Here is a 24,672-nt window from a genome sequence, read left to right on the forward strand (position 1 = left end):
AATAGATAGAAATGGCTTATTCAGAGCTAAAAGCTGAAGCTTTTTGCATTTGGTAATACTTGCCCTTTCTAGCCATGAGGTCCTGATGATTGCCATACTCAACAATATCACCATCCACCAAAACTAGAATCAAATCCGCATCCTGAATAGTTGACAAACGGTGAGCAATGATAAAGCTTGTGCGCCCCTTCATGAGTTTCGCAAAGGCATCCTGTACTAGCAGCTCTGTCCGTGTATCGATAGAAGAAGTCGCCTCGTCTAAGATAAGAATCTTTGGAATAGCTAGAAAGACTCGGGCGATGGTCAAGATCTGGGCTTGACCGACAGATAGTGATTCTCCTGCATTTTCCAACTTAGTATCGTATCCCTGCGGCAACTGTTGGATGAAAAAGTCTGCGTTGGCTGCTTTGGCAGCAGCAATCACTTGCTCCCGACTGGCCTGAGGATTTCCAAAGGCAATATTGTCATGAATGGTTCCTTGCTTGAGCCAGGTTTCTTGGAGCACCATGCCAAACTGCTGTCTCAACGATGCTCGGGTATAGTCGTAAATGGAACGACCATCTAACAAGATATCTCCCGAGTTAATAGGATAAAAACGCATGAGGAGATTAATAAGAGTTGATTTTCCGGCACCTGTCGGACCAACTATGGCTACCTTACTACCAGCTGGGATATCGATAGACAAATCCTTAATCAAGATCCTTTCAGGATTGTATCCAAAAGAAACATTCTTAAAGGAAATAGCTCCCTTGACTTGGTCACTGGTCAAGACTTCCTTACCTGTTTCAGCTACCTCAGGACTTTCTAAGATAGCATAGACGCGCTCTGCGCAAGCGAGAGCACTTTGCAACTCAGCTAGCACTGAAGAAATATCGTTAAAAGGTTTAGTATACTGTTGAACATAGTTCAAAAAGGTCACTAAACGCCCAATAGTCAAGGTTGACCCCATCATGATACGATAAGCTCCCACTCCAGCTAGAAGAACATAAATGAGCGCATTGACAAAGCGAGTTGAAGGATTAACCGTTGATGAATAAAAGATGGCTGACTGAGAATTGCCTGCGTAGTTGGCATTCGCCTCGTGCAGTCTTTGAATAAACTCTTCCTGAGCATTGAAGGACTGGATAATAGTCTGCTGGCTAAGCGATTCTTCAATCAACTGAGTCTGAATGCCCCTCGTCTCTGTTTGCTTTTGGAAGAGATGATAGGATCTCTTGGCAATAAAGCGTGAAATCACCATGGATAGTGGCGTCAACAGCAAGACCAACAGGGTCATGAGGAGGTGAATTTGAAGCATGGCTAGAATACTAACCAAAATCATCAAGACACCAATGAAAAATTGATTAAAAATCATGGTCAAGCCGGCTGCCAGCTGTTCTATGTCTGTGGTTACACGACTAACCATCTCTCCACTGCCCTGCCGATCCACAAAAGCAATCGGTAAACGATGGAGCTTATGGATAATTCGCTCTCGCAAATCTTTAGTATAAGAGAAGATTAGACGATTATAAAGAAGAGGATTGCCCCATTGTACCAGAGTATTTCCTATTACCACCAAGATCATCTGGATGAAAATCTGCCAAAAAACTGGTGAAGAACCAGCCACGAGAACTTGGTCAATGACCTGCCCAATCAGAATAGGTAGGTAAATTGATAAGCCAACTTGGGCAATAGTTCCTAGAAAGGCTAGGAAAAAGAGGAAGGGATGGCTTGCTAAATCTATGGTCAAACGTTTGAGCGTCTGGTTTGCAGTTTGTCGTCTCATGCTAGTCCTCCTTTCCATGTTGGGATGCATTGATTTCACGATAGACTTGGCTGGACTTCATCAATTCCTCGTGCTTGCCAACAGCTAGGAGCTCACCTTTTTCCAAGAGGAGAATCTGGTCAGCCATCTGAAGTGTCGAAGTCCGTTGAGAAATCAAGATTAAGCTTGTATTTGGCAAATTTTCTCGGATAGCTTTCAATAGCTTGGACTCGGTAATGGTGTCGAGGGCCGAGGTCGCATCATCTAAGATGAGAAATGGAGCTTGGCGCAATACTGCTCGTGCGATAGACAGCCTTTGTTTTTGTCCGCCAGAGAAATTTCGACCTCCTGCCTCAACTTGGGCATCCAAAAGTCCTTCCTTTTCACTGACAAAATCCTTAGCTTGCGCAATCTCCAAAGCCTGCCAGAGTTGCTGGTCAGATATTTCTTGATTGAAACCTAAAGTCAGGTTGGAACGAATAGTTCCTTTAAAGAGTTCGACCTTTTGGGGCACGTAGGAAATCCAAGACTGCCACTGCTCAAGATTACGAGGACTACATCCATCTCGATAAATGTCAATGCTTCCCTTATCTACTGGATAAAGTCCAAGTAAGACTTGCACCAAGCTTGATTTACCAGAACCAGTTCCTCCGATGATACCAAGGATTTGCCCTTGCTTCATATCAAAGGAAATGTCTCTCAGAGAAGGCTGGGCCGCATCAGGATAGGTAAAGGTCAATTCTTTGACTTGCAAAACCTTATCGCTGATAACTTTCTTTTGTTCTAATTCTGAATGGATATCTTCGGGAGCCTCGTCAAAGACTTCCTCGATTCGCTTGGCTGAGATGTAGGACTGGTTGAGGGAATTGATCAGCATAGCTAGCTTAACCAATTCCACCAAAATCTGCAAAAGGTAGTTGATAAGGGCAATCAGGGCACCTTGACTGAGTAAACCTCCTTGAATTGAAATATAGCCCTGCCAGATGATGACAAGAAGAGTTCCATTGACAATCAGATAGGTCAGAGGTGTTAACAAACTAGACCAGAAACCCGTCTTTTCTTGCAATCTAGCATAAACTTGGTTAAGGGTTTGAAAAATCTGTAACTCTCGTTTTTCTTGTCCAAAAGTACGAATAACTCGCATCCCTTGCAATTGCTGGCGCGTTTCCTGAACCAGCTGGTCCGTTTTCTTTCTGAGACTACTGTAGAGAGGATTGACCAGTCGTGAGAGCACCACAATGACAATGGTCAGAATGACAACCATGACCAAAAACCAGAAAGTCAGCTCAGCTGAAATGCGATAGGCCATAAAGATAGCCCCAAAAACGATAATAGGCGCTCGCAAAAAGAGACGCAGAAATTGATTGATACCAGTCTGAATCTGGTAAGTGTCCGAAGTCAAGCGAGTCACCAAGCTAGAAGTTGTCAGACGATCTCTGCTGTCCTTAGGCAAGGAAAGAATATGACGATAAAGGTCGTCTGTCAATTCTTTGGCAAACCCAACCGCTGCCTTGGCTGAGTAAAACTGGGCTACCAAGGCCACTAAAACGCCAATCACTGCAAAGATAAGGAGCAGGCCAATCTGCATCCATAGATGCCCTTGATCTCTCTGAGGCAGGGACTGGTCAACAATTCCAGCAATCACCATGGGAACCAAGAGCTCAAAAACAGCTTCTAGTAGCTTAAACAAGGGTGCTAAAATCGATTCTTTGATATAGGATTTGAAGTAAGATAGTAAGTGTTTCATAAATCCCTTCTATTCATATTCTAGAAATGAAGAAAGTGGGAAGCCCCACCCTCTCAGTTTTATTTGTTTAAGTAAGGTAATAGATAGCCATATCCTGCTTTTTCCATCTCATCCTTGGCTACAAAGCGCAAGGATGCAGAATTGATACAGTAACGCAGGCCACCTAATTCCTGAGGACCATCTGTGAAAACATGACCCAAGTGAGCATTGCCTGACCGAGAACGAACCTCGATTCGCTCCATTCCATGACTCAGGTCTTTGTAGTAATGAATCAATTCCTTAGAAATCGGACGGCTAAAACTTGGCCAACCACAACCTGAGGCAAACTTATCCTTGGCGAAAAAGAGTGGCTCACCCGTCGTGATGTCTACATAAATCCCTTCTTCAAAGGTTTGGTCATAGGCATTGCTAAATGGCGCCTCTGTAGCAGCTTCTTGGGTGACACGGTATGACTCTGCTGACAAACTTTCCCTTAACACTTCTTGACTAGGCTTTTCATAATTTGATGCATCAATCAAGGGCTTTTCAGCATCAGTTACATCGATATGACAGTAACCCGAAGGATTTTTCTTGAGATAGTCTTGGTGGTAATCTTCTGCCAGAATGTAGTGGCGAAGTCTCTCCACTTCCACTGCAATCTTTCGACCAAGCATGCGCTCCTGCTCCTGCACCACTGTGTAGATGGCTGGCAAGTCTGCTTCATCTTGGTAATAAATACCTGTTCGATATTGGCGACCACGGTCATTCTCTTGTTGATTAATCGATAAAGGATCGATGACTCGGAAATAATAAAGTAAAATCTCTCTTAGTGATACTGTATTCTCATCATAAATCACTTGAACCGTTTCTGCATGGTCTGTTTCTTTGAGTAACTGATAATTAGTCGTTTCGACTTGCCCATTAGCGTAGCCAACACTGGTTGCTAATACGCCTGAAATTCGTGAAAAATACTCCTCTAGGCCCCAAAAACAACCACCTGCTAAATAAATTTCTGCCATCTTTGTTTCTCCTTTATCAAGTTTTTAACTAATACTCTTCGAAAATCTCTTCAAACCACGTCAGCGTCACCTTACCGTAGGTATGGTTACTGACTTCGTCAGTTCTATCCACAACCTCAAAACACTGTTTTGAGCAGCCTGCGGCTAGCTTCCTAGTTTGCTCTTTGATTTTCATTGAGTATAAACTTCTTTTCAAAAAAAGGATAGGAAGCCCTTTAATCAAGACTTTCCCCATCCTATCTTTTATTCTTTATTTTGCTTCTACACGGACACCTTGGGTATCAACTTTCAAATCATGAAGTTTGCCTTTAAAAGATTGCTTTTGCAATTCTGCCTTAATCGCTGGCATCTTGTCGTGAGAAGCCAAGACCATCACTGTCGGTCCGGCTCCAGAGAGATAGGTCGCATAGGCACCATTCTCTTTGGCTACTTGCTTAATCGTCGCAAATTCACGGACCAGACTTTGACGATAGCGCTCGTGGAAGAGGTCCCCCTCGATTGCTTGTCCAGCTGTCACCATGTCTCCTGCTAACAAGGCTGCAACCGCCACATTGGCAATTGAACTAGCTGCAACAGCTTGCTTGTAGGACAATTTTTTAGGCAAGACACCACGGCTATCGCGAGTGCGTAATTCATAGTTGGGAATATAAGCTAGAAAATCACACTCGGGGAAGTCTGCCACAATCGCTGAAACGTGACCTTCAACGGAACTTGCAATAACGAGATTACCGTAAATTGCTGGAGCCACATTGTCAGGATGTCCTTCAATCTTAGTCGCTAACTGCAATTTGTCGTGGTTAGATAAGTTGAGATTGCCCAGTTGGTTGGCCAGTTCAATCCCAGCAACGATAACAGAGCTAGAAGAACCCAAACCACGCGCCAAGGGAACATCACTGGTCATTTTCAAGCGTCTTGGTTTCAAGTCAGGTGCAATTTGCAAGGCAATCTTAAGCAAGAGATTACGCTCGTCATGGGGAATCCATTTACCAATCTGGTGTTCAATCAACCACTCATCTCGTTCTTCACAGACCTCAATTTGAAGATACTTGGTTACAGCTACACCGACCGAATCAAAACCAGGCCCGATATTGGCACTGGTTGCAGGTACAATAATCTTCATCCTATTCTCCTAACACCTTGAAGGTATTCAAGAGGTCAAATTCTGAAGCTTTGGCCAACTCAGCTGAAACATTCTCAAGTTGTGCTTTATTAATCTTATGAGTGATAATCACTACACGCGCCTTGTCACCTTCTTTTCCATCTTGGAGGATTTGCTTGAAGGAAATATCTTGAGCATTAAAGATTTCAGCCAATTTCAAGACCTGACCTTTTGAGTCTGGTGCCAAGATTGAGAAGTAGTAATTAGCTTTGACATCTTCTGGATTAGCCAAGACCAAGTCACGGCTATATTCGTTGAAGTCTTTACCAATAGTACCATCATTCAAGCGACGAACGATACGGACAATGTCCGCTACAACACTTGTTGCAGTTGGTTTTTGACCCGCACCTGGTCCGTAATACATAGACTCACCAATACCGATAGATTCTACAAAGACGGCGTTCATTACCCCATTCACACTGGCAAGTGGGTGCGCTTTAGGTAGGAAAGTTGGAGTCACTTCTGCAGCAACACCTGAAGGAGTTTCCTCGATAGAACCTACCAATTTCACTACATAGCCTAGATTTTGGGCTACAGCTACGTCTTCTGGCGTGATATTGCGGATCCCCTTGTGGGCTACATCATCAAAGGCAACCTTCATACCAAAAGCAAATTGGCTCAAAATCACCATCTTGTAGGCTGCGTCAATCCCATCAACATCATTTGTCGGGTCACTTTCTGCAAATCCAAGTCTTTGTGCTTCCGCAAGAGCATCATCATAAGACCAGCCCTCTTCGACCATCTTGGTCATCATGAAGTTGGAAGTTCCGTTAACGACACCAAGAACGCGCGTGATTTTATCAGAAGCCAATGAATTTGCCAAAGTACGAAGAATTGGAATACCACCAGCAACTGCCGCTTCGTAGTAAAGTGCTACATTATGCTCTTTAGCGATTTCTAACAATTCTGCACCATGGACAGCCAAAAGGTCCTTGTTAGCAGTAACAACGTGTTTCCCAGCTTCTAAGGCACGAGTGATAAAGGTTTTAGCTGGTTCGATACGCCCCATCAATTCCACTACAATAGTAACATCTTTGTCTGCTAAAATATCATCTACATTGGTCACAAAGTTAAAGTCATTCCCTGCTGCAAGCAAGCGGTTCTTTTCATCTTCATCCTTGACCAATACCTTGGCTACTTCAATCTCTGAATGAGCTGACTGAACGATTTTTTCTCCATTTTCCTTTAGTAGGAATGGCACACCACTTGCAACGGTACCAAATCCAAGTAAAGCAATTTTAACTGTCATGTTTGTCTCCTAGAAATTTTCTGATATAGCCATTATAACAGAATTTTTCGAAAATTCCTATCCAAGAAAACCACTATTTATAGATAGAAAAGAAAAAACGAATCATGTGATTCGTCTTTCTTGATAAATGAAAATTGATTTTAAAAATTATGAATTAATCTTTTGCAGACCTAGAACTGCATCGTGGTTAATCAAGATTTGCCCATACTCTTGCAAAACGGAACGACTGATGTCACTGTCATCTGCAAACTCACGCATACGAGCCAAGAGCCAAGCTGGGTATGGACTTGGATGATTTTCAATATCGACTAAAATTGTCAAATAATAGTGGTCATTCATCTTATAGAGTTCAGATGTTTCCATCTCAAAAGTCACTGTTTTAGCAAAAGCCACTAGGTCAGCAAGGCTTGCAAAGCGCAGGATGTAGTAGATATAAGGTTCTTTCTTATTCTCCGTCTCCTTGTTCGCTTGCTCTTGCTCTTCTTCCTTTGCTTCGACCTGCTCTAGAGATTGGATAGCCTCAATATCATCCTTGGTCTTTTCTGCGATACTTTTTTCCAGAGTTTTGAGAAATTCATCCGGTGACATTTGGGCCAATTCTTCCATGTCAGGTAGGTCCGCCAAATCTTCAAAATCTAGATTTTGGTCAATCTTGGACTTGGTCACAAAGACGTCGACCTTATCAGGTTTTGGCGTCACGCGGAAACTCAGCATGCCACTGTCCAAGAAATTGTCTGGCATTTCCAGTTCATCTAAAATAGCATAGAAAAACTCTTCAGTTTTTTCCTGAGGAACGAGAAAGTCCGCAATCTCCATTCCTCGATCCATCAAATCATCTAAAGTCATCGTGATTTTCAGTGTTGTATCACTAATTTGTTTCATCTTCATATCTAGTAACCTCATACTTTCAGTCTATCTATTATACTAGATTTTTACGATTTTATCAAAAGAATGAAGCTGGAATGTGATATAATACTAGAGATAATGTTACATTTAAGAAAGAAAGTTCAATGAAAAATATAAAAGTTAATGCATTGGCTAGCTTGCTGGTCAATATCCTCAATATCGTTTTTCCGCTGATAACCAACCCTTATCTGACGAGAATCCTCAGCAAATCCAACTACGGTTATTTCAATACCGCCAATACCTGGGCAAGTTTCGTTATTCCACTAGCTGCCTTTGGGATTTACAACTACGGGATTCGAGCTATCAGTAAGGTCAAGGACGATAAGAATAAAATCAACTACGTCTTTTCTAAGTTGTTTTATATCTCGATTTTCACCTCTCTCCTGACGACTGGTATCTACTTCCTCTTTATCTTCTTTGACACCAGCATTGAGAACCTGAAAGTCCTCTACTACATCCTAGGGGCCCAGGCTCTCTTCCAATTCCTCAATATCGAATGGATGAATGAGGCCTATGAAAACTATGCCTTTATCCTTTACAAGACATTGATTATTCGGATTACCATGCTGGTCGCTATCTTTGCCTTCGTTAAAACGGCTGATGATATCGTTCCTTATGCTATCGTCATGACTGCGACCACTATCCTCAACTACCTCCTTAGTTTTCTTTGGATCAAGAGAGAAGTTTCTTTTGTTAAAATTGGTTTCATTGAGTTAGCTAAGGCTTCTAAACCACTCTTTACTATGCTTCTCTTGGCAAATGCCAATATGCTTTATACCTTGCTAGATAGAATGTTTATCACCAAGGGACCAGATGAAAACTATATTTCTTATTATACAATTGCCTATAGCATCGTCATGCTGATTGCTGGTGTCTTAAGTGGAGCTATCAGTGTCAGCATTCCACGTCTCGGCTACTACCTTGGGAAAAAGGATTACAATTCTTATAATTATCTTGTAAATCAAGCGGCATCCTTATTCTATTTTCTCATGATTCCAACTAGTTTCGGAATTATGATTTTAGGAAAGTACGCAACGGTTATCTACTCTTCTGAAAAGTATCTTGAAGCAGGTATCGTGACTAGCGTCTTCGCCTTTCGAACCATTATCTGGGCTATTGAATTGATTCTTGGTAAGCAAATTATCTTTATCAATGACCACGAGAACCGCTTGACTGCTTTCTACTTTGCTGGTGGTGGCGCAAATCTCCTCTTCAACTGTATCTTATATATCAATAATATTTTTGCCCCTGAGTATTATATTGCCACTACCATTATTGCAGAAGCCATCGTTGTTCTCTTAGAAATTCATTTTATTAGGAAACACCAACTAATCAATTTAAAAGAAATCTTTATGACCTTAACACGTTATGGTCTCATATCCCTTGGATTTATCCCGATCTTCTATATTTTCAAGATGATTTTCCAAATCAGTTCCTATACAGTGAACCTCAACATGATCCTCATGGTTCTTTCTACCATAGCTACTTGTGGAATCTACTATCTCTTGACGCTTTTTATCGCTAAGGATAAAACACTTCACTATGCACTGAACCTAGTATTAGCTAAGATCAAAAGAAACTAAAAGAACACCCTACTGATAAACGAGCGTTTACTAGTAGGGTGTTTCTTTTATTCTTTTTCTTTCTTTTCCGAAGCGTTGGCTTCTAGATTTGAATCTTGTTTTGGCTGTTCAGCAATAGAGGAATTAGCTTCTTGTTTCTGTTCTGGCTTGACTGCATCGCCATTGACAGCAGCAACAGCCTGTCTCCAAATGCCTTCCTCGTTTACCTTATAACCATCTGGTGTGGTGGCATTTTTCAACAAGGAACCATCTGTTTGGAAATAGTACCAATTACCGTCAATTCGTTTCCAACCGGTCTGCATAGCTCCTGATTCATCAAAGTAATAATGATCACCATTTACTTTATGAAGGCCAACCAACATGATACCATCTTCAGGATTGAGATAATACCAGATTCCTTTATCCTTTATCCAACCTGTTTTCATAGCTCCATTTGCTTCAAAGTAACGATAATGATTATCAAACCATTTCCAGCCTGTTTGCATTGCTCCTGATGCACTAAAGTAATACTGCTTACCATCTACTTGTTGGAAACCGACCAGCATGATACCTTCCTGATCTTCAAGATAATACCATGTTCCTTGATCCTTCAACCAACCAGTTTTCATAGCTCCTGAGTCAGCGTAGTAATGCCAGTGTTTATCAAGCCACTGCCAGCCTGTTTGCATGGCACCGCTGGTATTCAAATAGTAACGCGTACCATTGATTTCTTGTTTTCCAGTCTGCATAATACCATCTTGATTTAGATAATACCATTTCTCATTATCCTTAATCCAGCCTGTTTTCATAGCTCCTGAGTTCGCATAGTAATACCAATTGTTCTCTAGCCATCTCCAACCCGTTTGCATGGCACCACTAGCGTTCAAGTAGTAACGAGTACCATTTATATCTTGTTTTCCAGTGAGCATGATACCATCTTTGTCCAGATAATACCAAGTATCCTGATCCTTGACCCAGCCAGTTTTCATAGCTCCAGAACTTGCAAAATAGTTCCAGTGACCATCAACAAAGGCCCAGCCAGTTTGCATGACACCTTCTTGATTAAAGTAGTATGTGCTTCCGTTGATATTCTTTTTACCGATGGTCTTTAGCCCATCCTCATCATAGAAATACCAATCTGAATCAATCTTTTGCCAAGTTGAAGGATTACCTGCTGTTTGGAGTGCACCACTGTCTGCAAAGAACATCTTCTTGCCATTAAAGACTTGATGTCCTGTTAGCATCTTTCCATCTGCTGCAAAGAGATATTTCTTCCCTCCAATTTCAGAAAGCTCACTAAATCGTCTAGCACCATTTGATTGGATATAATACCAATGACCATCCAGCTTGAACCAACCGCCTATTTGCATTTTACCATTTGAGTTGAGATAGTAATCATTCCCCTTAGCATTTTCTCCCCAATCATCATTAAGGTGAAGCCAGCGACCTGCCTGCATTTGCCCCTTTCCATTAAAGAAGTAAGTGGCTCCGCCAATCTCTTTCCAACCGATAGCCATTTCTCCATCTGCTAAACGATATTTCCAGTAGCCACCTTCTTGATACCATTTTTCGTCAACTACAGGGATGTCAGGGAAGAGATTAGAAACATTAGCAAATCCGCTATCACTAATATCAAAAACAGTTGCATCCTGAGTTTGACTAGAAGCTCTGAGAACTTGAATATTTTTCTTTTGGAGATATTCTCTGGTTGAAGCAACATTAATATCACCACCAGTTGTTTGAATAATCATCTTTGGAGATAGGTTTTCAAGAAAATTAATCGTATTTGAAATTGTCGCATCATAATGATGGTTCCATTTCATCATATCAACCTTGCCGATAACAGGACCTAACTTATCTTCCGCTCCTTCGGCATTATCCAAATCTCCACCAAGATAGATTCTCTTTCCTGCCACAGTCACCACTGAAACGATTGAGTTTGAGTTATCATCTCGAACTTTTTTCAGGTTACCATCAGCATCATATTCATTCTTATAGTTGTAGAGTTGGATATCCATATCACCTAATTTAAAGTGACTATCCTCATCTGTAATATTCTGAATAAGAGTAACCCCTCGTTTTTGTGCGGCTCTCAAAGCATTATCATAATTGAAAAGATTATCCCATAGTCCCCAGTTTGCTGTGATCCGATCATCTGAATATTTTTTCAAATAAAACTTACCGACTTGATATCGATTGAGTATTTCGTCCGCTCCACCAATATGGTCACTATGGACATGAGTTCCTATAATAAAATCTAATTTTTTAACACCAATCTGATCAAGATGGCGAATCAAACGGTCTTCCAAGACTTGATAATTTCTCATGGAAATTCCCCAACGACTTGGATAACGTGGATCACTCCCATCAGGAAAGTCATAATCTTCCCCCATATCAATCAAGGCATAATGACCATTGCTTTCCAGAAGGATAGCATCACTCCCAGATTTTGCTTTAGTATTTATGAAATGGATACGATTGCCTGAACCAGCAGTAATGGTGTCTGCATTAACTTGTTGTGATAAACCAATCAACACAAAAAGGAAAGCAAATAAACTATAACTGACTGATTTAACTAATTTTTTATTCTTCATCTTGAATACTCCTTTCTCGATGAAAACAATCTCTTACTAATCAATCCAATAATTCTTATCAGTTCCTGGAATCTGTTGTTCAACAGGCGGTGGAGTCATATAATCTGCTCCAAATTCGTAGACAAGAATTTCATGGTATTTTCTCGGAGCCTTCACTACGATGTTTTCGTATGGCATATCAATCAGATCATAGAGCCATTCTTTTTTGATTCCCTCTGGAAAGCTTGGATCAAATATCGTACAGGTAAGATCTGTGGCTTGATTTACACTATATTTCAAGGCAAGATTCTCTAATTTTTGATTCCAAGTTTGTGGAGAACTTAGGCGAAAAATAGCTGATCCAATATAACGAGGCAGATTTTTTATCCCCCCATTTTCCGATTTAATTCCTTTGAAATTCAAAGAAGAAAGGCGGATGAAATGTTTGTAGAGCTTCATTTTCTTACAATCACTTTCCTCCGTCACGACACCATCGTATGGAAAAATGTCAACGCAAGTTCCCAATACGACTGTCGGGTCCAGAAGATTGGCATCTCTACGTGTTCGAATGTCATGAACACGCATATAACTGTAAGGATAGCCTTTTGTCTCCCTAAATGAAATCAATTTGTAGTAGGGATGATTCTCATTTTTTAAAACCTGATAAAGCCTTTCAAATTCATCTCGCGCCAAAGAAATATCCGTATCATCATCCCAAGGGATAAATCCTTTATGGCGGACAGCTCCTAGTAAGGTTCCAAAATCAATAAAATATTTAATCTGATGCTTTTCACATAGTTCATGTAGATACTTTAAAATATCCAACTCCACTTGTTTTATTTCTTCAAGACTTAAAACTCTCTCAGACATACTTTCTATTCTCCTAATTTTGACTAATTTTTTAAACGATTTTTAACTGCGATTTGCTTGCTTAGAACTTTTAGTGATTTTCCACAGTTTGAAATCATGGTGAGATACTCTCTGTTCAAGAGGGGGCAATTGCATGTAATCCCCATAGTCAGAGGTCAAAATTTCATGGTAGTGTTTTGGAATCATAAATTCCTTACCTTCAAATGTTCCCACAATCACTTGTTCTAACCACTCACGTTTCCAAACTGGCTTATTCATATCCTTGTAAATCAAATAGTCAACTTGCTCGTAGTCAGCAACTGCTCTAGATTTAGCAAGCTCATCAATTTGCTCAACATACTTATTCGTATTTGTGAAATAGAAAATGACAACAGAGATATAACGAATTAAAGAATTTAGTAGACTTTTCGTGTTGGTAATTCCTTTAAAAGTGTAACAACTCAATTGACGTTTCTTTATGAGTTTCGTCATCCTGTTTTTAAAATCTGCATCATCTTCATAACCATCTACAGGGAAAATATCCACATAAATTCCCATATTGGAATCAATTCGTACATCTTCTTCGAGCAAGTAGGTATGGTTATCCTGCACTTTCATAAAAGGATAGACATAGTTGAGATTATTTTTATAAGACATGACTTCATAACGTTCATCAGGGTTAGCGATAAGGTAATCTTGTAGTTTCTCATAATCTTCTCTTAGCATGCAGATATCCATATCATCGTCCCAAGGGATAAAACCTTTATGGCGAACCGCACCAATTAGACTTCCATATGCTAAGAAATACTTGACACCAATTTTCTGACAAACTTCATGAATATACTCCATGATTCCAAGTTCCATCTGTTGAATTTCACTGACATCTGTTACTTCTTGGTACCGAACTCCTTCATCCCGTTTGCAGACTACGAGTCCATAGCCAATTGCTAACCAGAAGATGATATTAATAAAGTTGGTTGAATACATAATCTGACTCTCAAATAATTGACCAAACAAGATACCAAAGAAAAGGATCATAATCAATTTATCAGTATTTTTCTTGGAAACAATCAAATACGTTAAAAAGCGCTTGATGACATAACCCAATATAAGAAGGAAGGATACCAAGCCTAGAACTCCCGAACTGACAAATATGGTCACAAAAATGTTATGGAAATTCCCACCGATAAGGGAGTTTTGAATCTCGAATTTACTGAAATATTCTGTATAGTAATCTGGAACATTCCGTACACCATAACCAAAAATTGGTTTGGCACTTCCCATCTTGATGGCATTTTTCCATATATAGGTTCTACCACTTGGTGTTGTTTCAATTAGATGGAGTTCACTGTTCTTCTTGGTAACAGACGAATCTGTCTCAGCGTAGGATTGTCCTTTGTTTAAGTCAAAAACAGTCGCGGTTTCAGATGAGATATAAATTGAAGTTGCATAGCTCAATCCAATATTAGCAGCAGTAATCAGCAAACCAGCAACTATAAAAGTGAGGAATCGTTTAAGGATACTTCCTCTAGTGGCAAAGAAACTATAGAGTCCAATCATGAGGAGTAAAGAAAGTAAGGCTCCTCTACTTTGCATAGTAGCAAAGTATACTAATTGAATCAGATTATTCAGTTTAAGATAAACAGAATATTTACTTCCTTTATGGATCAAATACATGGCCAAAATAATGCTAATGTATGAAAATATCGCACTAGCATTAGGATTAACAATCCCCCACAGACGTCCATTCATGACACCATAGTAATAAGATTGTTCGCCAATCTTAAATAGGATAAGGACTCTACTTACCAATAGACCAAACGCAAAAATTGCTGAAGAAAAAGATACAATTTGAACCGTATAGGCAATCCAGTCAAATAATTTTTTAAGCTGACCCGATTGTAACATGGTAAATAATAAAACATAGGTTACCATGAAAAGGATTTCAATCACATTCCCAATCAAATGTCCAGAGCGATTGAATATAGCCGATAGCAGATGACTCCCAGATAACAAGCCAAATAAGGCCAAAAACTTTCGATCTACTGTAATCTGTTTCCACTTAAACAACAATGTGTAGCAAATATAAAGTACAACAATCGCTGACAATCCCTTATAGATTGGATTTGCTACCTTATAAACCAGTGAACTCATACTTAAAATCGAAATGAAAACAAACAGATATGCAATCCATAGTTTTGATTTTTCAAAGTATTCATCCATTTTTGAAAAATTCATTTTCAACTCCTTCTCATGATATTAGTTTTTTAATCCAACAATTTTCTTATATAGCCATGGAGAAATGACAAGTGAAAGGATCGCTACCTTGCGAAAAGTAGTGAAATAAGCATCCTTCCATATTTCGCGTCGATGCCGAACAATCCAAGTCCTCAACTCAGCTTTCTCCTTTTGGTACTCTTCAGATGAAGTAAAGATAATTTTATCGTAAACTGTGATGTACGACCAACATTCTCTATTTTTTAATTCATATTTTAAATTAGGAAAGACTTGTGAAACTTGAGCAATTATTTGCTTATAAACTTCTATCGTGTCAAATACATGCTGGTTAACAGATGTTGTTGCACTTCCCTCACGATGATCATAATAATAAACAGGTTTGTCAATAAATACGCAACTGCATCTTGTCTTTAGTAGCAATTCAGTTAAAAATAAGGCATCTTCAGCTAGGTGATAATTTGTATTAAACTTTTCATCCGCAAGCAGGTCTCTCTTAAACAGTTTTGCAACTGGAAAAAATGACGTTCTGGTAGTCATCAGTAGTTCCTTCATGGTTTCTTCTGTTGACCAGAGTTCTGTTTTTCCAGAATGTGGAGGTAAATCTGTCACAATGCCATTTTTGATATGGTGTAGAGGAGCAATTACAAAGCCTACATTCACCCCTTCAACTGCACTTACTAAAGTAGCTAGGTAATCCTGTGTAACGAAATCATCGCTATCAATAAAGGTAACCCAAGAACCCGTCGCTAGCTGAATTCCCATATTTCTAGCATTTGAAACACCAGCATTTTCGATATGATAAACCTTGATATTCTCATACTGAGATGCTAAGTGATCACAGATCTGTCCACTAGAATCAGTAGAACCATCGTTGATTAGGATTAACTCAAAATGGGCATAAGTCTGTTGAAGAATCGACTCCACACATCGCTCCAGATAGGCTTCTACATTGTAGACTGGAACGATAACGCTTATTTTTTCTCCCATCATGCTCCATATTCTCCCTTGTACTCTGTGTAGCTCTTGTCCATGTCTGCTATAATAGCATCATGATGCGGTACTTGCTTGTCTGCTGGTGGCGGTGTCATATAGTCCCCAAAAGCAGTGCTGAGATAGACATCATAACCGACTGGAATGGGCATCTCAGTTCCTTCAAATGGCAAGAAAAGATTATCTTCAAAAGATGCGATCGGGTATTTGTTTCTCATGTAGCCAGGACCTGAGCATAATTCCGTAATTCCATCGCTCTCAGTCAGACTATACTTGGTCATTTCTTTTTCAGCTTTTTTCCAAATGCGATAACGTAGAGATTTTGGCGTCAAACCGAGTAAAATGCGACTCCCCCATTTCATGACTGCACCATGCTTTTTTGGGACAGTTTGGGCACAGAAAAGGGAATAAATCAAGGCCCAGCGAACTTGTTTCTTACGCTCAGCTGGATTTTTCGGATAATAATCCAAAGGTAAAACGTCCAAAGCCAAACCGTGGGGCAAATCCAAATCCTGCTGATAAGGCTTGATACAGGTCGTTTCCTTATCACGAATGGTAATAAAAAGGTTACGGTCTACAAAATCCTTGTGACTCTTTGACAAGAAATAACGCTTATCTGCATAACGAGGCCATAGTTCGGCTAACTTTTCATAGTCCTTGCGAGGCATGAAAAAATCTAGGTCATCATCCCAAGGAATGAAGCCCTTGTTGCGAAGGGCACCAATCGCTCCTCCACCACAGAGATAGCACAACAAATTATGTTCTTTACAAAATGCGACGAAATATTCAGCCATTTCCAGACTACGAGCCTGAATCGCTTTCAAATCACTCATGTCTCTCCTCTTCTGTCCAATAACGAGTTATATCGTTTTATTATACCATAAAAAAGCCTTAAAAATCCATCAGATACCGTAAAAAATCAAAGCCCAATCCACCATTTTTACTGGTGAATGAAGCTTTGATTTTTATTTATCTATCTCTTATCTCATTCCCATTTGGGCGAGTTTAGTCCGGTATTTGTTCTGGTCGACAAGTAGACCTTGTCCTCCGTAGACATCATAAGCATCTACCCAATCGCCCAGTTCTGGCACTGTGAGTCTTTCGATACCATTCTGTGCACCTTCGATAACTGATAAGCCATTGGTCAGTAAGAATGTATATGGTAGGTTGGTAGAAGTCATTCCAAATACTTTTCCAAGTGCTTCTAAACCGGTAAAGAGCTTGGTTGGATCCTTGATTTGCTCAAGAACAGCTGACATGACTTGCTGCTGACGTTTGGTACGACCATAGTCTCCTTCATCATCGTCACGGAAACGGGCATAGTTAAGCAAGGTTGAGCCATTCATCTGCTGTTTCCCAACTTTAATAGTTTGAGTTGGTGATTCCGTTTCTGTTGCATGAAGGTCATCTCCAACTGTAGCTTCTGTTAGAGGCTGGCCATTTAACGTTGAAAACTTAGCGTCTATAGTCACTCCATCAGGAAATAGCGTATCAATAGCAGTTGCGAAGGCCTGAAAATCCACTAGAGCATAGTACTTAATGTCCAAATCAAAGTTATCTTTTAGAACCTTGCGGACCATTTCTGCCCCTTTTTGCCCTTCTTGTTCCCCAAGTTCATAGGCAACATTGAGTTTATTATCCGTTTGTTTCTTGCCATTCACAATCTGACTGTAGCCATCAATATAGACTAGGTTGTCACGCATGAAGCTGACTAGCTTGATCTTCTTATCCGAACCACTAACATTCAACACCATAATCGTGTCTGTGCGAGTTTCTGCACTATTTTGACCAATGCGGCCATCTGTCCCCATGACTAGGATATTCACACCATCTTTGGTATCCTGACCATTAAAGACCTCTACTTGAGCTGCTTTTGCATCAGCTGGCTTATTGCTAGTAGTTGCCGACTGGAAACCTCGAAGGAACATAATAATCATGCCCGCAGCCACACAGGTTATCAACAGTAAAAGCCAAATTAGAAGTCGTTTGAAAAATTTTCTTGGTTTCTTCTTTTTCACTTTTGGAAGAGAGGGAAATTTCTGATGTCTATTCGAGCGACTTTGATTGGAATACTGTGGAATCCCAATGTCCTTCCCTAAATTTTTTTCCCTTTCACCTTCATTAGAGGGAAATCCACCGTCCATTTTTCTTTTCAGATAGTCAAATTCTCTCTTTTCTCTGTCATTTAGGTAATGAATATTCTTAAAAAGGTAATCATAGCGTAACTGCTCATGATGACTTAAAGGGCTTTCTTTGCTCATAGGCTCTCCTTTCCTAGGTCTCTTATGGTGAAAATAGGGTATGTTCCCAGTATCTTGTACTGGATTCCAATTGCTTCTAGTTCTTGTCTGGCAAAATGAACCAGCTCTTTGTCACTATAGTCTACATCGATAATGAAAAAATATTCTCCCAAGGCTGTTTTCAAAGGGCGACTTTCTATCTTGGTTAGGTCAATACCTCGCCAAGCAAAGGTTGAAAGAGCCTTATAGAGGGCACCGGGAAGATTGTCCGGTAAGGTTAAGGCCAAACTCATTTTTTCAGTTTGCGATTGCAAAGGGATAGTGGGAATCTCGGATCCTAAAACCCAAAAACGAGTGAAATTGGCTTCCATTTCTTGGATATCTTCTGCTATCAATTCCAAACCATACTCTGCAGCGGAGTTTCTAGGGGCAATAGCCGCAAAAGGTTGGTCTGGATGTTCAGCAATAAAGCGGGCTGCATAGGCTGTGCTTGCCGTCACTTCAAGCTGGGCTTCTGGATAATGCGCCTCTATGAATTTCTTTCCCTGAGCTAGAGCCTGAGGATGAGAAAAGATTTTCTCAATTTCTGACTGACCAGGAACTACCATCAGCTGCTGATGAATGGGTTGTACGATTTCTGCAACAGCCTGAATATCCGCCTGATGAAACAGATAGTCCAAGCTTTCATGCACACTCCCCTCAATGGAGTTTTCAACCGGCACCACTGAATAATCTACCAAGCCCTGTTCATAGGCCTTGATGACATCTGTGATATTGGCAAAAGCCTGCAATTCCTCTTTGGGAAACGCTGTCTGCACAACATGATGCGAAAAAGATCCCTTGGGACCTAGATAGGCAATTTTCATCTCAGTTCCTCTATAATTTCCTCTGGGCTTAACTTGGTCACATCCAGAACTTGACTGGCTACTTCCTCATACCAAGCTTGTCTTTCATGGAAAATAGCTGCTAGATCTTCCTTACTATTATTTAGAAACAGCGGGCGCTGATTGTCCTTATCAGCTGCGATACGTTGGTAGAGGGTTTCAAAATCTGCTTTTAGGTAGATGTTATCAGGATTGGTTTTGAGCAAGTCACGATTTCTCTGAGAAATGACAACTCCTCCTCCAGTTGACACAACTTTATCTTTTTGTAGTAAGTCAGATAGGACTTCTGACTCTACTTGACGAAAGGCCACTTCTCCTTTTTCAGCGAAGAAATCCGCAATGGACATGCCCAAACGTTCCTCGATTAAGGCATCCATATCGATGTAGTATGGGTCCAATCCTCTAGCGATTGTCGACTTGCCCGCCCCCATAAATCCGAGTAATACCTTAGCCATGAATCAAGCTCTCCAAATCATCAAAGAAGCTAGGATAGCTGGTATTGATGGCTTCAGCACGGTCAAGTTCCACTTCTCCATCAGCAACCAAGAGGGCTGCAATAGCTGTCATCATTCCAATTCGGTGGTCACCAAACGTATTGACTCTAGCGCCATGAAGTCTTGATTTCCCTTTGATAATCATCCCGTCTGCTGTGTGAGTGATATCCGCCCCCATGCTATTTAAGGCATCTGCAACCACCTGAATGCGGTCGGTTTCCTTAACCTTAAGTTCTTCAGCATCCTTAATGATCGTTACACCTTGCGCTTGTGTCGCTAGAAGGGCAATAATAGGCAATTCATCAATCAAGCGGGGAATCAAGGCTCCACCAATCTCTGTTCCTTTCAAGTCAGAGGACTCGACAGTTAGGGTTGCAGATTTTGCGACTGGATCGATATCAGTTATTTCTAGTTTTCCACCCATGGCACGAATGACATCAATAATACCTGTACGCGTTTCATTGATGCCCACATTCTGCAGCACCACACGGGAGTTTGGAACAATCAAACCTGCGACCAACCAAAAGGCTGCACTGGAGATATCTCCTGGGACAACTACCTTTTGTCCAGTCAGTTTTTGCGGCCCTTGGACTGTGATTTTCTTTCCGTCCACACTTAATTGACCACCAAATTGCTGTAGCATATCTTCGGTGTGGTTACGAGTGCATTCTTTCTCGATAATAACGGACTGACCCTGAGCCTGTAAGGCTGCAAACATCAAGGCAGACTTAACCTGAGCAGAGGCGATTGGCAACTCATAGTGAATAGGTGTAAGTTTTTTCGTCCCTTTTAGGCGAAGAGGAGGTAGGTCTCGCTCGGTTTGCCCTGAAATGCTGACGCCCATTTTTTTCAATGGAATCGTCACACGATCCATAGGACGTTTAGAAAGACTATCATCTCCAAACATCTCTACTTCAAAGTCTGCGCCAGCAAGGACACCTGAAATCAGGCGAATCGAGGTGCCGGAATTCCCCATATCCAAGGCATTTTGCGGCGCTTTTAAGCCATCCATTCCAACACCTTGAATGGTAATAACCCCATCTTTGTCCTCAATTTCAACACCAAGGTCACGAAAAACCTGCATGGTTGAAAGTACATCCTCTCCACGCAGAATATCATAAACTTTAGTTTCTCCCTCAGCCAAACTTCCAAAAATAATCGAACGGTGGCTGATAGACTTGTCACCTGGAACCCGGATACTGCCATGTAAGTGGCGAATGTTTGTTTTTAGTTTCATAGTTGACCTCATACTTGCAATACTTTTTCTTATTTTATCACAAAAAAGCCAGAAATTCCTGAAATTTCTGGCTTTTATACAGATAAAATACTATTTCAACAATTCTGAAACAGGTTCAAAGACAATTTTTTCAATGTCTGAAAGGTAAATAGATAATTGTTGCTGTTTGGCAAAGAAATCTGACAAAAGGGCGTTCTCTTGGATTTGCTTACTGAAAGACTGCATCTTTTCTTGGAAAGAGGCGTCTGGCATTTGTCCCGTTTGCGCCATGACTTGGATTTCTTGTTGGAAAGCAAGGTAGTTTGCAAAAATCTTGCTAGCTTGTTCATCAGCTTGGATGGCATCTTTTACTGCCTTAACCGCCTTGTATTCTGGTAATTCGCGTAATCCACGACTGAGTTCATTTGCACTATCGTAAATATTTGACATGATTTTCTCCTTATTTGATGACGACTGTATAGTCTGTATTCTCTGTAATTAAGCGTTCAGCTCGTTCCAAATCCTGAGCATTTTTAAAGGAAATTTGTAAAATCCCGTGAATATCCTCACGGTTTTCCTCGTTAATATGGATGTTGACCAAGGAAGTACCACGTAGCAATTCCAAAATCCGCAGGATGACATCTTCTTCATCAGGAACGTCGACATAGAGGTCGTAAGAGCTATCCACACCACCACGCTTATGGATTTCCATGGCCTGACGTTGCGCACGCGCTTGGTTGAAAAAGTTCCAGATTTGCTCTTCATCTCCCTTGCTGATGGCTTGTCCAACCTCATCTAGGCGCTCCTTGAAATCCGCAATTCGATCTAGAATAGTCTCACGATTGGACAAGAGAATGGAAGTCCACATACCTGGCTCGCTTTCCGCAATGCGAGTCATATCTCGAAAACCACCCGCTGCAAAGCGCCTTGCCAGCTCATGTTCCTTAGCATAAACTGCTGTCTGCTCCATGAGACTGGAAGCCAGAATATGAGGAAAATGGCTAATCTGAGAAGTCACCCGATCATGCTCCTTGGCATCAATCTCGATAAAACGAGCATGAAGGCCTGAAAGCAGATCCTTCATTTCCTCAAGTGTGTCAGGACCTGTTAGGCTTGAAGGTGTGAAGATATAGTAGGCATTTTCAAAGAGATTGACATCCGCAGAAGCAGCCCCTGTCTTGTGGCTACCAGCCATGGGATGAGCACCGACAAAGCGGACAGGCTTGCCAGCCAAATACTGCTCAGCTGCTTCCACAATGGCTGACTTGGTTGAGCCCGCATCCGAGATAATGACACCTTCCTTCAAATCTAAGTTCGCCAGCTCCTTAATAAAAGCAATGGTCTGTTTGATTGGCAAGGTCAGGATGATGACATCTGCTAGGGGAGCGAAACTGGCAAAATCATCCGTCGCACGGTCTATCATCCCCCGCTCCAAGGCAATATCTCTCGAAGCCTGACTGCGATTATAACCCAAAATTTCATAATCCGGATGATCACGCTTGATACCTAGGGCCATCGAAGCACCAATCAAACCGAGACCTGCGATATAGATGGTTTTTGCCATAAGGACTCCTTAATAGTTCTTTGTATAGTCTCGATGTTTGGCTACTGCTTCTTTTAATTCCTCTAGGTTGTCCGATGAGAATTTTTCAAGAATTTCTTGTGCCAGAACCGTTGCTACAACAGCTTCCATGACTACACCTGCTGCTGGAAGAGCGGTCGGATCACTTCTCTCCACAGTTGCCTTGTAAGGTTCGTGGGTTTCGATATCCACACTCATGAGAGGTTTGTAGAGTGTGGGAATGGGTTTCATGACACCACGGATAACGATGGGCTGACCATTAGTCATACCACCTTCAAAACCACCTAGATTATTGGTACGGCGAGTATAGCCGTCTTCTTTAGACCAGAGAATTTCATCCATAACTTGGCTGCCTTTTCGGTAACCAGCTTCAAAGCCGAGACCAAATTCCACCCCTTTAAAGGCATTGATAGAGACAACTGCTTGGGCCAATCGCGCATCCAATTTTCTGTCCCATTGAACATAGGATCCAAGGCCAACTGGAACGCCTCCAACGACTGTCTCCACAACTCCACCGATGGTATCACCGTCACGTTTGATTTGGTCAATATAGTCCTTGATTTCCTGTTCCCGTTCTTGGTTGACAATAGAAACTTCAGACTGGTCAGCTCTTTGCTTAATCTCAGCGACTGTCAGATTTTCAGGTACATCGATTTCCTTGCCACCAAAGACCACGACATGGTTGGCAATCTCTATATCCAGCTCAGCTAAGAGACGTTTGGCTACTGCTCCCACTGCTACTCGCATGGTAGTTTCACGAGCTGATGAACGTTCCAAGGAATTTCGTAAATCATCAAAACGGTACTTGATACCCCCAACCAAGTCGGCATGTCCTGGACGAGGATGGGTGATTTTTCGTTTGCTTTTAAGGCGGTCTTCGATGTCTTCTGCAGACATGATATCCAGCCATTTTTGGTGGTCCTTATTGATGACATCCATGGTAATAGGAGCCCCTGTTGTCTTCCCGTGGCGAACGCCCGAAGTAAAGACAACCTGGTCACTCTCAATCTTCATACGACCACCACGACCGTAGCCACCCTGACGACGTTTCAAATCCTCATTGATGTCCTCTGCTATCAAAGGAAGTCCAGCAGGAATTCCTTCAATGATAGCTGTCAGACGGGGTCCGTGTGATTCTCCCGCAGTTAAATATCTCATAGGCTCTCCTTATTTTACCAAGTAGTCTTTCATCTCTTCTAAGGAAACAGGGTGAATGCTCGCCGAACCAAGCTCTGGCACCAAGACCAATTTCAAGGTATTTCCACGCGCTTTTTTATCATGAGTCAAAGCTTGATAAAGTTTGTCAACATCCCAGTTTTCATAGTCAACAGGAAGTCCAAATTTCTGACACATCTTTATAATGGACTGAGTTATGCCAGCTGGCATGAGGCCTTTTTCCTCAGCAACCCTAGCAATCTGTACCATTCCCATGGCCACAGCTTCTCCATGCATGACCTTGCCATAACCAGCAGTCGCTTCGATGGCATGACCAATAGTGTGTCCAAAGTTGAGGTAGAGGCGAACACCATTGTCTAACTCATCCTCAACCACCATCTTGCGCTTCACCTGACAAGAATGTTCAATCAAAGTCTCCGCATGTTCCAAAATGCTCTCTACAGAACCATCTAGCTCCGTTAAGAGAGCCCATAGTTCTGGATCCTCAATCAAGCCGTACTTGATAACCTCACCCATTCCTTCAATCAGCTCTCTTTTTCCGAGTGTTTCAAGTACAAGCGGATCAATCAGAACCCCATCAGGTTGGGCAAAGGTACCCACCATATTTTTAGCAAATGGAGTATTAACACCCGTCTTACCACCGATAGAAGAATCAACCTGGGCAGTCAAACTAGTCGGAATCTGAACAAAGTGAATGCCCCGCATATAGGTGGAGGCTACGAAACCAGCCAAGTCCCCAACGACACCACCACCAAGAGCCACGATTCCATCGCTACGAGTCAGACCTTGCTTGACTAAAAATTCATAGACTTTCTGAACAGTGGTTAAATTCTTTCGTTCTTCGCCTTCTAAAAAGTCAAAAACAGCTACCTGAAAACCAGCATCTTCTAGGCTGAGTTTAACCTTCTCTGCATAGAGAGAAGCTACATGGTTGTCGGTTACAATAACCACTTTTTGAGGTTGCCAGAGTTCTTTCAACCATTGACCAGCCTGAGCCAGACAACCTTTTTCAATCTGAATATCATAAGGATGATGCGGAATATCGATTCTGATTTTCATAGTGGG

20 protein-coding genes are annotated in these 24,672 nt (G+C 41.4%); 1 reads left to right on the forward strand and 19 read right to left on the reverse strand.

Annotated elements, in window-relative coordinates:
* Positions 1-16 precede the first annotated feature (16 nt).
* From K1I53_RS02725 to mecA, 6 genes are all read right to left on the reverse strand, one after another.
* Positions 17-1,765 carry an ABC transporter ATP-binding protein gene (locus K1I53_RS02725; RefSeq protein ID WP_223328110.1) on the reverse strand — a complete coding sequence of 583 codons (1,749 nt, stop codon included), beginning with the start codon at positions 1,763-1,765 and terminating at the stop codon, positions 17-19.
* Position 1,766: 1 nt separating this feature from the next.
* The gene (locus K1I53_RS02730; protein WP_223328112.1) at positions 1,767-3,491 is read right to left on the reverse strand and encodes an ABC transporter ATP-binding protein; all 1,725 of its coding nucleotides are present in this window, start codon (positions 3,489-3,491) and stop codon (positions 1,767-1,769) included.
* A 59-nt stretch (positions 3,492-3,550) separates the two neighbouring features.
* Entirely contained in the window at positions 3,551-4,489 is a 939-nt protein-coding gene (gene msrB / locus K1I53_RS02735) for a peptide-methionine (R)-S-oxide reductase MsrB (RefSeq protein WP_223328114.1), read from the reverse strand.
* A gap of 250 nt (positions 4,490-4,739) precedes the next feature.
* A complete protein-coding gene (gene thrB / locus K1I53_RS02740) occupies positions 4,740-5,609 on the reverse strand; it encodes a homoserine kinase (protein WP_223328116.1) in 870 nt (289 codons plus the stop codon).
* A gap of 1 nt (position 5,610) precedes the next feature.
* Positions 5,611-6,897 carry a homoserine dehydrogenase gene (locus K1I53_RS02745; RefSeq protein ID WP_223328117.1) on the reverse strand — a complete coding sequence of 429 codons (1,287 nt, stop codon included), beginning with the start codon at positions 6,895-6,897 and terminating at the stop codon, positions 5,611-5,613.
* Positions 6,898-7,044: 147 nt separating this feature from the next.
* The gene (gene mecA / locus K1I53_RS02750; RefSeq protein ID WP_223328119.1) at positions 7,045-7,785 is read right to left on the reverse strand and encodes an adaptor protein MecA; all 741 of its coding nucleotides are present in this window, start codon (positions 7,783-7,785) and stop codon (positions 7,045-7,047) included.
* A gap of 122 nt (positions 7,786-7,907) precedes the next feature.
* On the opposite strand from mecA, the gene K1I53_RS02755 reads away from it, so the two are divergent.
* Positions 7,908-9,386: an oligosaccharide flippase family protein gene (locus tag K1I53_RS02755; RefSeq protein WP_223328122.1), complete on the forward strand. Its 1,479-nt coding sequence runs from the start codon at positions 7,908-7,910 to the stop codon at positions 9,384-9,386.
* Positions 9,387-9,433: 47 nt separating this feature from the next.
* Here K1I53_RS02755 and K1I53_RS02760 read toward each other — a convergent pair whose 3' ends face one another.
* The 13 genes from K1I53_RS02760 to aroB all read right to left on the reverse strand — a co-directional run bounded on the left by K1I53_RS02760 (position 9,434) and on the right by aroB (position 24,666).
* Entirely contained in the window at positions 9,434-11,959 is a 2,526-nt protein-coding gene (locus K1I53_RS02760; RefSeq protein WP_223328124.1) for an MBL fold metallo-hydrolase, read from the reverse strand.
* Positions 11,960-11,995: 36 nt separating this feature from the next.
* The gene (locus K1I53_RS02765) at positions 11,996-12,808 is read right to left on the reverse strand and encodes a LicD family protein (protein ID WP_223328126.1); all 813 of its coding nucleotides are present in this window, start codon (positions 12,806-12,808) and stop codon (positions 11,996-11,998) included.
* A gap of 42 nt (positions 12,809-12,850) precedes the next feature.
* Positions 12,851-15,025, reverse strand: coding sequence for a LicD family protein (locus K1I53_RS02770; protein WP_223328128.1), 2,175 nt, complete (start codon positions 15,023-15,025; stop codon positions 12,851-12,853).
* 21 nt (positions 15,026-15,046) lie between these two features.
* Positions 15,047-16,015: a glycosyltransferase family 2 protein gene (locus tag K1I53_RS02775; protein WP_223328130.1), complete on the reverse strand. Its 969-nt coding sequence runs from the start codon at positions 16,013-16,015 to the stop codon at positions 15,047-15,049.
* Complete coding sequence (locus K1I53_RS02780) at positions 16,012-16,848, reverse strand: LicD family protein (protein WP_223328131.1); 837 nt, start codon at positions 16,846-16,848, stop codon at positions 16,012-16,014. Before K1I53_RS02780 ends, K1I53_RS02775 begins: the two co-directional genes overlap by 4 nt.
* A gap of 147 nt (positions 16,849-16,995) precedes the next feature.
* Positions 16,996-18,276, reverse strand: coding sequence for an LCP family protein (locus K1I53_RS02785; RefSeq protein ID WP_223328133.1), 1,281 nt, complete (start codon positions 18,274-18,276; stop codon positions 16,996-16,998).
* Positions 18,273-19,121, reverse strand: coding sequence for a prephenate dehydratase (pheA, locus tag K1I53_RS02790; protein WP_223328134.1), 849 nt, complete (start codon positions 19,119-19,121; stop codon positions 18,273-18,275). The genes K1I53_RS02785 and pheA overlap by 4 nt, the downstream gene beginning before the upstream one ends.
* Positions 19,118-19,594, reverse strand: coding sequence for a shikimate kinase (locus tag K1I53_RS02795; RefSeq protein WP_223328140.1), 477 nt, complete (start codon positions 19,592-19,594; stop codon positions 19,118-19,120). Before K1I53_RS02795 ends, pheA begins: the two co-directional genes overlap by 4 nt.
* A complete protein-coding gene (gene aroA / locus K1I53_RS02800) occupies positions 19,587-20,870 on the reverse strand; it encodes a 3-phosphoshikimate 1-carboxyvinyltransferase (protein WP_223328142.1) in 1,284 nt (427 codons plus the stop codon). The genes K1I53_RS02795 and aroA overlap by 8 nt, the downstream gene beginning before the upstream one ends.
* Before the next feature lie 90 nt (positions 20,871-20,960).
* Positions 20,961-21,299, reverse strand: a complete 339-nt coding sequence (locus K1I53_RS02805) for a YlbF/YmcA family competence regulator (RefSeq protein ID WP_223328144.1) — start codon at positions 21,297-21,299, stop codon at positions 20,961-20,963.
* Between the two features lie 10 nt (positions 21,300-21,309).
* Positions 21,310-22,413 (reverse strand): prephenate dehydrogenase, encoded by a 1,104-nt coding sequence (locus K1I53_RS02810; protein ID WP_223328152.1) that lies wholly within the window; start codon positions 22,411-22,413, stop codon positions 21,310-21,312.
* Positions 22,414-22,422: 9 nt separating this feature from the next.
* On the reverse strand, positions 22,423-23,589 hold the full coding sequence (gene aroC, locus K1I53_RS02815) for a chorismate synthase (protein WP_223328154.1): 1,167 nt from the start codon (positions 23,587-23,589) through the stop codon (positions 22,423-22,425).
* Positions 23,590-23,598: 9 nt separating this feature from the next.
* Positions 23,599-24,666 (reverse strand): 3-dehydroquinate synthase, encoded by a 1,068-nt coding sequence (gene aroB, locus K1I53_RS02820; RefSeq protein ID WP_223328156.1) that lies wholly within the window; start codon positions 24,664-24,666, stop codon positions 23,599-23,601.
* Between the last annotated feature and the right edge of the window lie 6 nt (positions 24,667-24,672).

The organism is Streptococcus oralis (assembly GCF_019929365.1).
Classification (GTDB): Bacteria; Bacillota; Bacilli; order Lactobacillales; family Streptococcaceae; genus Streptococcus; species Streptococcus oralis_BT.

Excerpts from the sequence above, each read along its gene's own strand:
- K1I53_RS02725 (WP_223328110.1), bottom strand. The coding sequence starts at position 1,765 with ATGAGACGACAAACTGCAAACCAGACGCTCAAACGTTTGACCATAGAT.
- K1I53_RS02730 (WP_223328112.1), bottom strand. The coding sequence starts at position 3,491 with ATGAAACACTTACTATCTTACTTCAAATCCTATATCAAAGAATCGATT.
- msrB (WP_223328114.1), bottom strand. The coding sequence starts at position 4,489 with ATGGCAGAAATTTATTTAGCAGGTGGTTGTTTTTGGGGCCTAGAGGAG.
- thrB (WP_223328116.1), bottom strand. The coding sequence starts at position 5,609 with ATGAAGATTATTGTACCTGCAACCAGTGCCAATATCGGGCCTGGTTTT.
- K1I53_RS02745 (WP_223328117.1), bottom strand. The coding sequence starts at position 6,897 with ATGACAGTTAAAATTGCTTTACTTGGATTTGGTACCGTTGCAAGTGGT.
- mecA (WP_223328119.1), bottom strand. The coding sequence starts at position 7,785 with ATGAAGATGAAACAAATTAGTGATACAACACTGAAAATCACGATGACT.
- K1I53_RS02755 (WP_223328122.1), top strand. The coding sequence starts at position 7,908 with ATGAAAAATATAAAAGTTAATGCATTGGCTAGCTTGCTGGTCAATATC.
- K1I53_RS02760 (WP_223328124.1), bottom strand. The coding sequence starts at position 11,959 with ATGAAGAATAAAAAATTAGTTAAATCAGTCAGTTATAGTTTATTTGCT.
- K1I53_RS02765 (WP_223328126.1), bottom strand. The coding sequence starts at position 12,808 with ATGTCTGAGAGAGTTTTAAGTCTTGAAGAAATAAAACAAGTGGAGTTG.
- K1I53_RS02770 (WP_223328128.1), bottom strand. The coding sequence starts at position 15,025 with ATGAATTTTTCAAAAATGGATGAATACTTTGAAAAATCAAAACTATGG.
- K1I53_RS02775 (WP_223328130.1), bottom strand. The coding sequence starts at position 16,015 with ATGATGGGAGAAAAAATAAGCGTTATCGTTCCAGTCTACAATGTAGAA.
- K1I53_RS02780 (WP_223328131.1), bottom strand. The coding sequence starts at position 16,848 with ATGAGTGATTTGAAAGCGATTCAGGCTCGTAGTCTGGAAATGGCTGAA.
- K1I53_RS02785 (WP_223328133.1), bottom strand. The coding sequence starts at position 18,276 with ATGAGCAAAGAAAGCCCTTTAAGTCATCATGAGCAGTTACGCTATGAT.
- pheA (WP_223328134.1), bottom strand. The coding sequence starts at position 19,121 with ATGAAAATTGCCTATCTAGGTCCCAAGGGATCTTTTTCGCATCATGTT.
- K1I53_RS02795 (WP_223328140.1), bottom strand. The coding sequence starts at position 19,594 with ATGGCTAAGGTATTACTCGGATTTATGGGGGCGGGCAAGTCGACAATC.
- aroA (WP_223328142.1), bottom strand. The coding sequence starts at position 20,870 with ATGAAACTAAAAACAAACATTCGCCACTTACATGGCAGTATCCGGGTT.
- K1I53_RS02805 (WP_223328144.1), bottom strand. The coding sequence starts at position 21,299 with ATGTCAAATATTTACGATAGTGCAAATGAACTCAGTCGTGGATTACGC.
- K1I53_RS02810 (WP_223328152.1), bottom strand. The coding sequence starts at position 22,413 with ATGGCAAAAACCATCTATATCGCAGGTCTCGGTTTGATTGGTGCTTCG.
- aroC (WP_223328154.1), bottom strand. The coding sequence starts at position 23,589 with ATGAGATATTTAACTGCGGGAGAATCACACGGACCCCGTCTGACAGCT.
- aroB (WP_223328156.1), bottom strand. The coding sequence starts at position 24,666 with ATGAAAATCAGAATCGATATTCCGCATCATCCTTATGATATTCAGATT.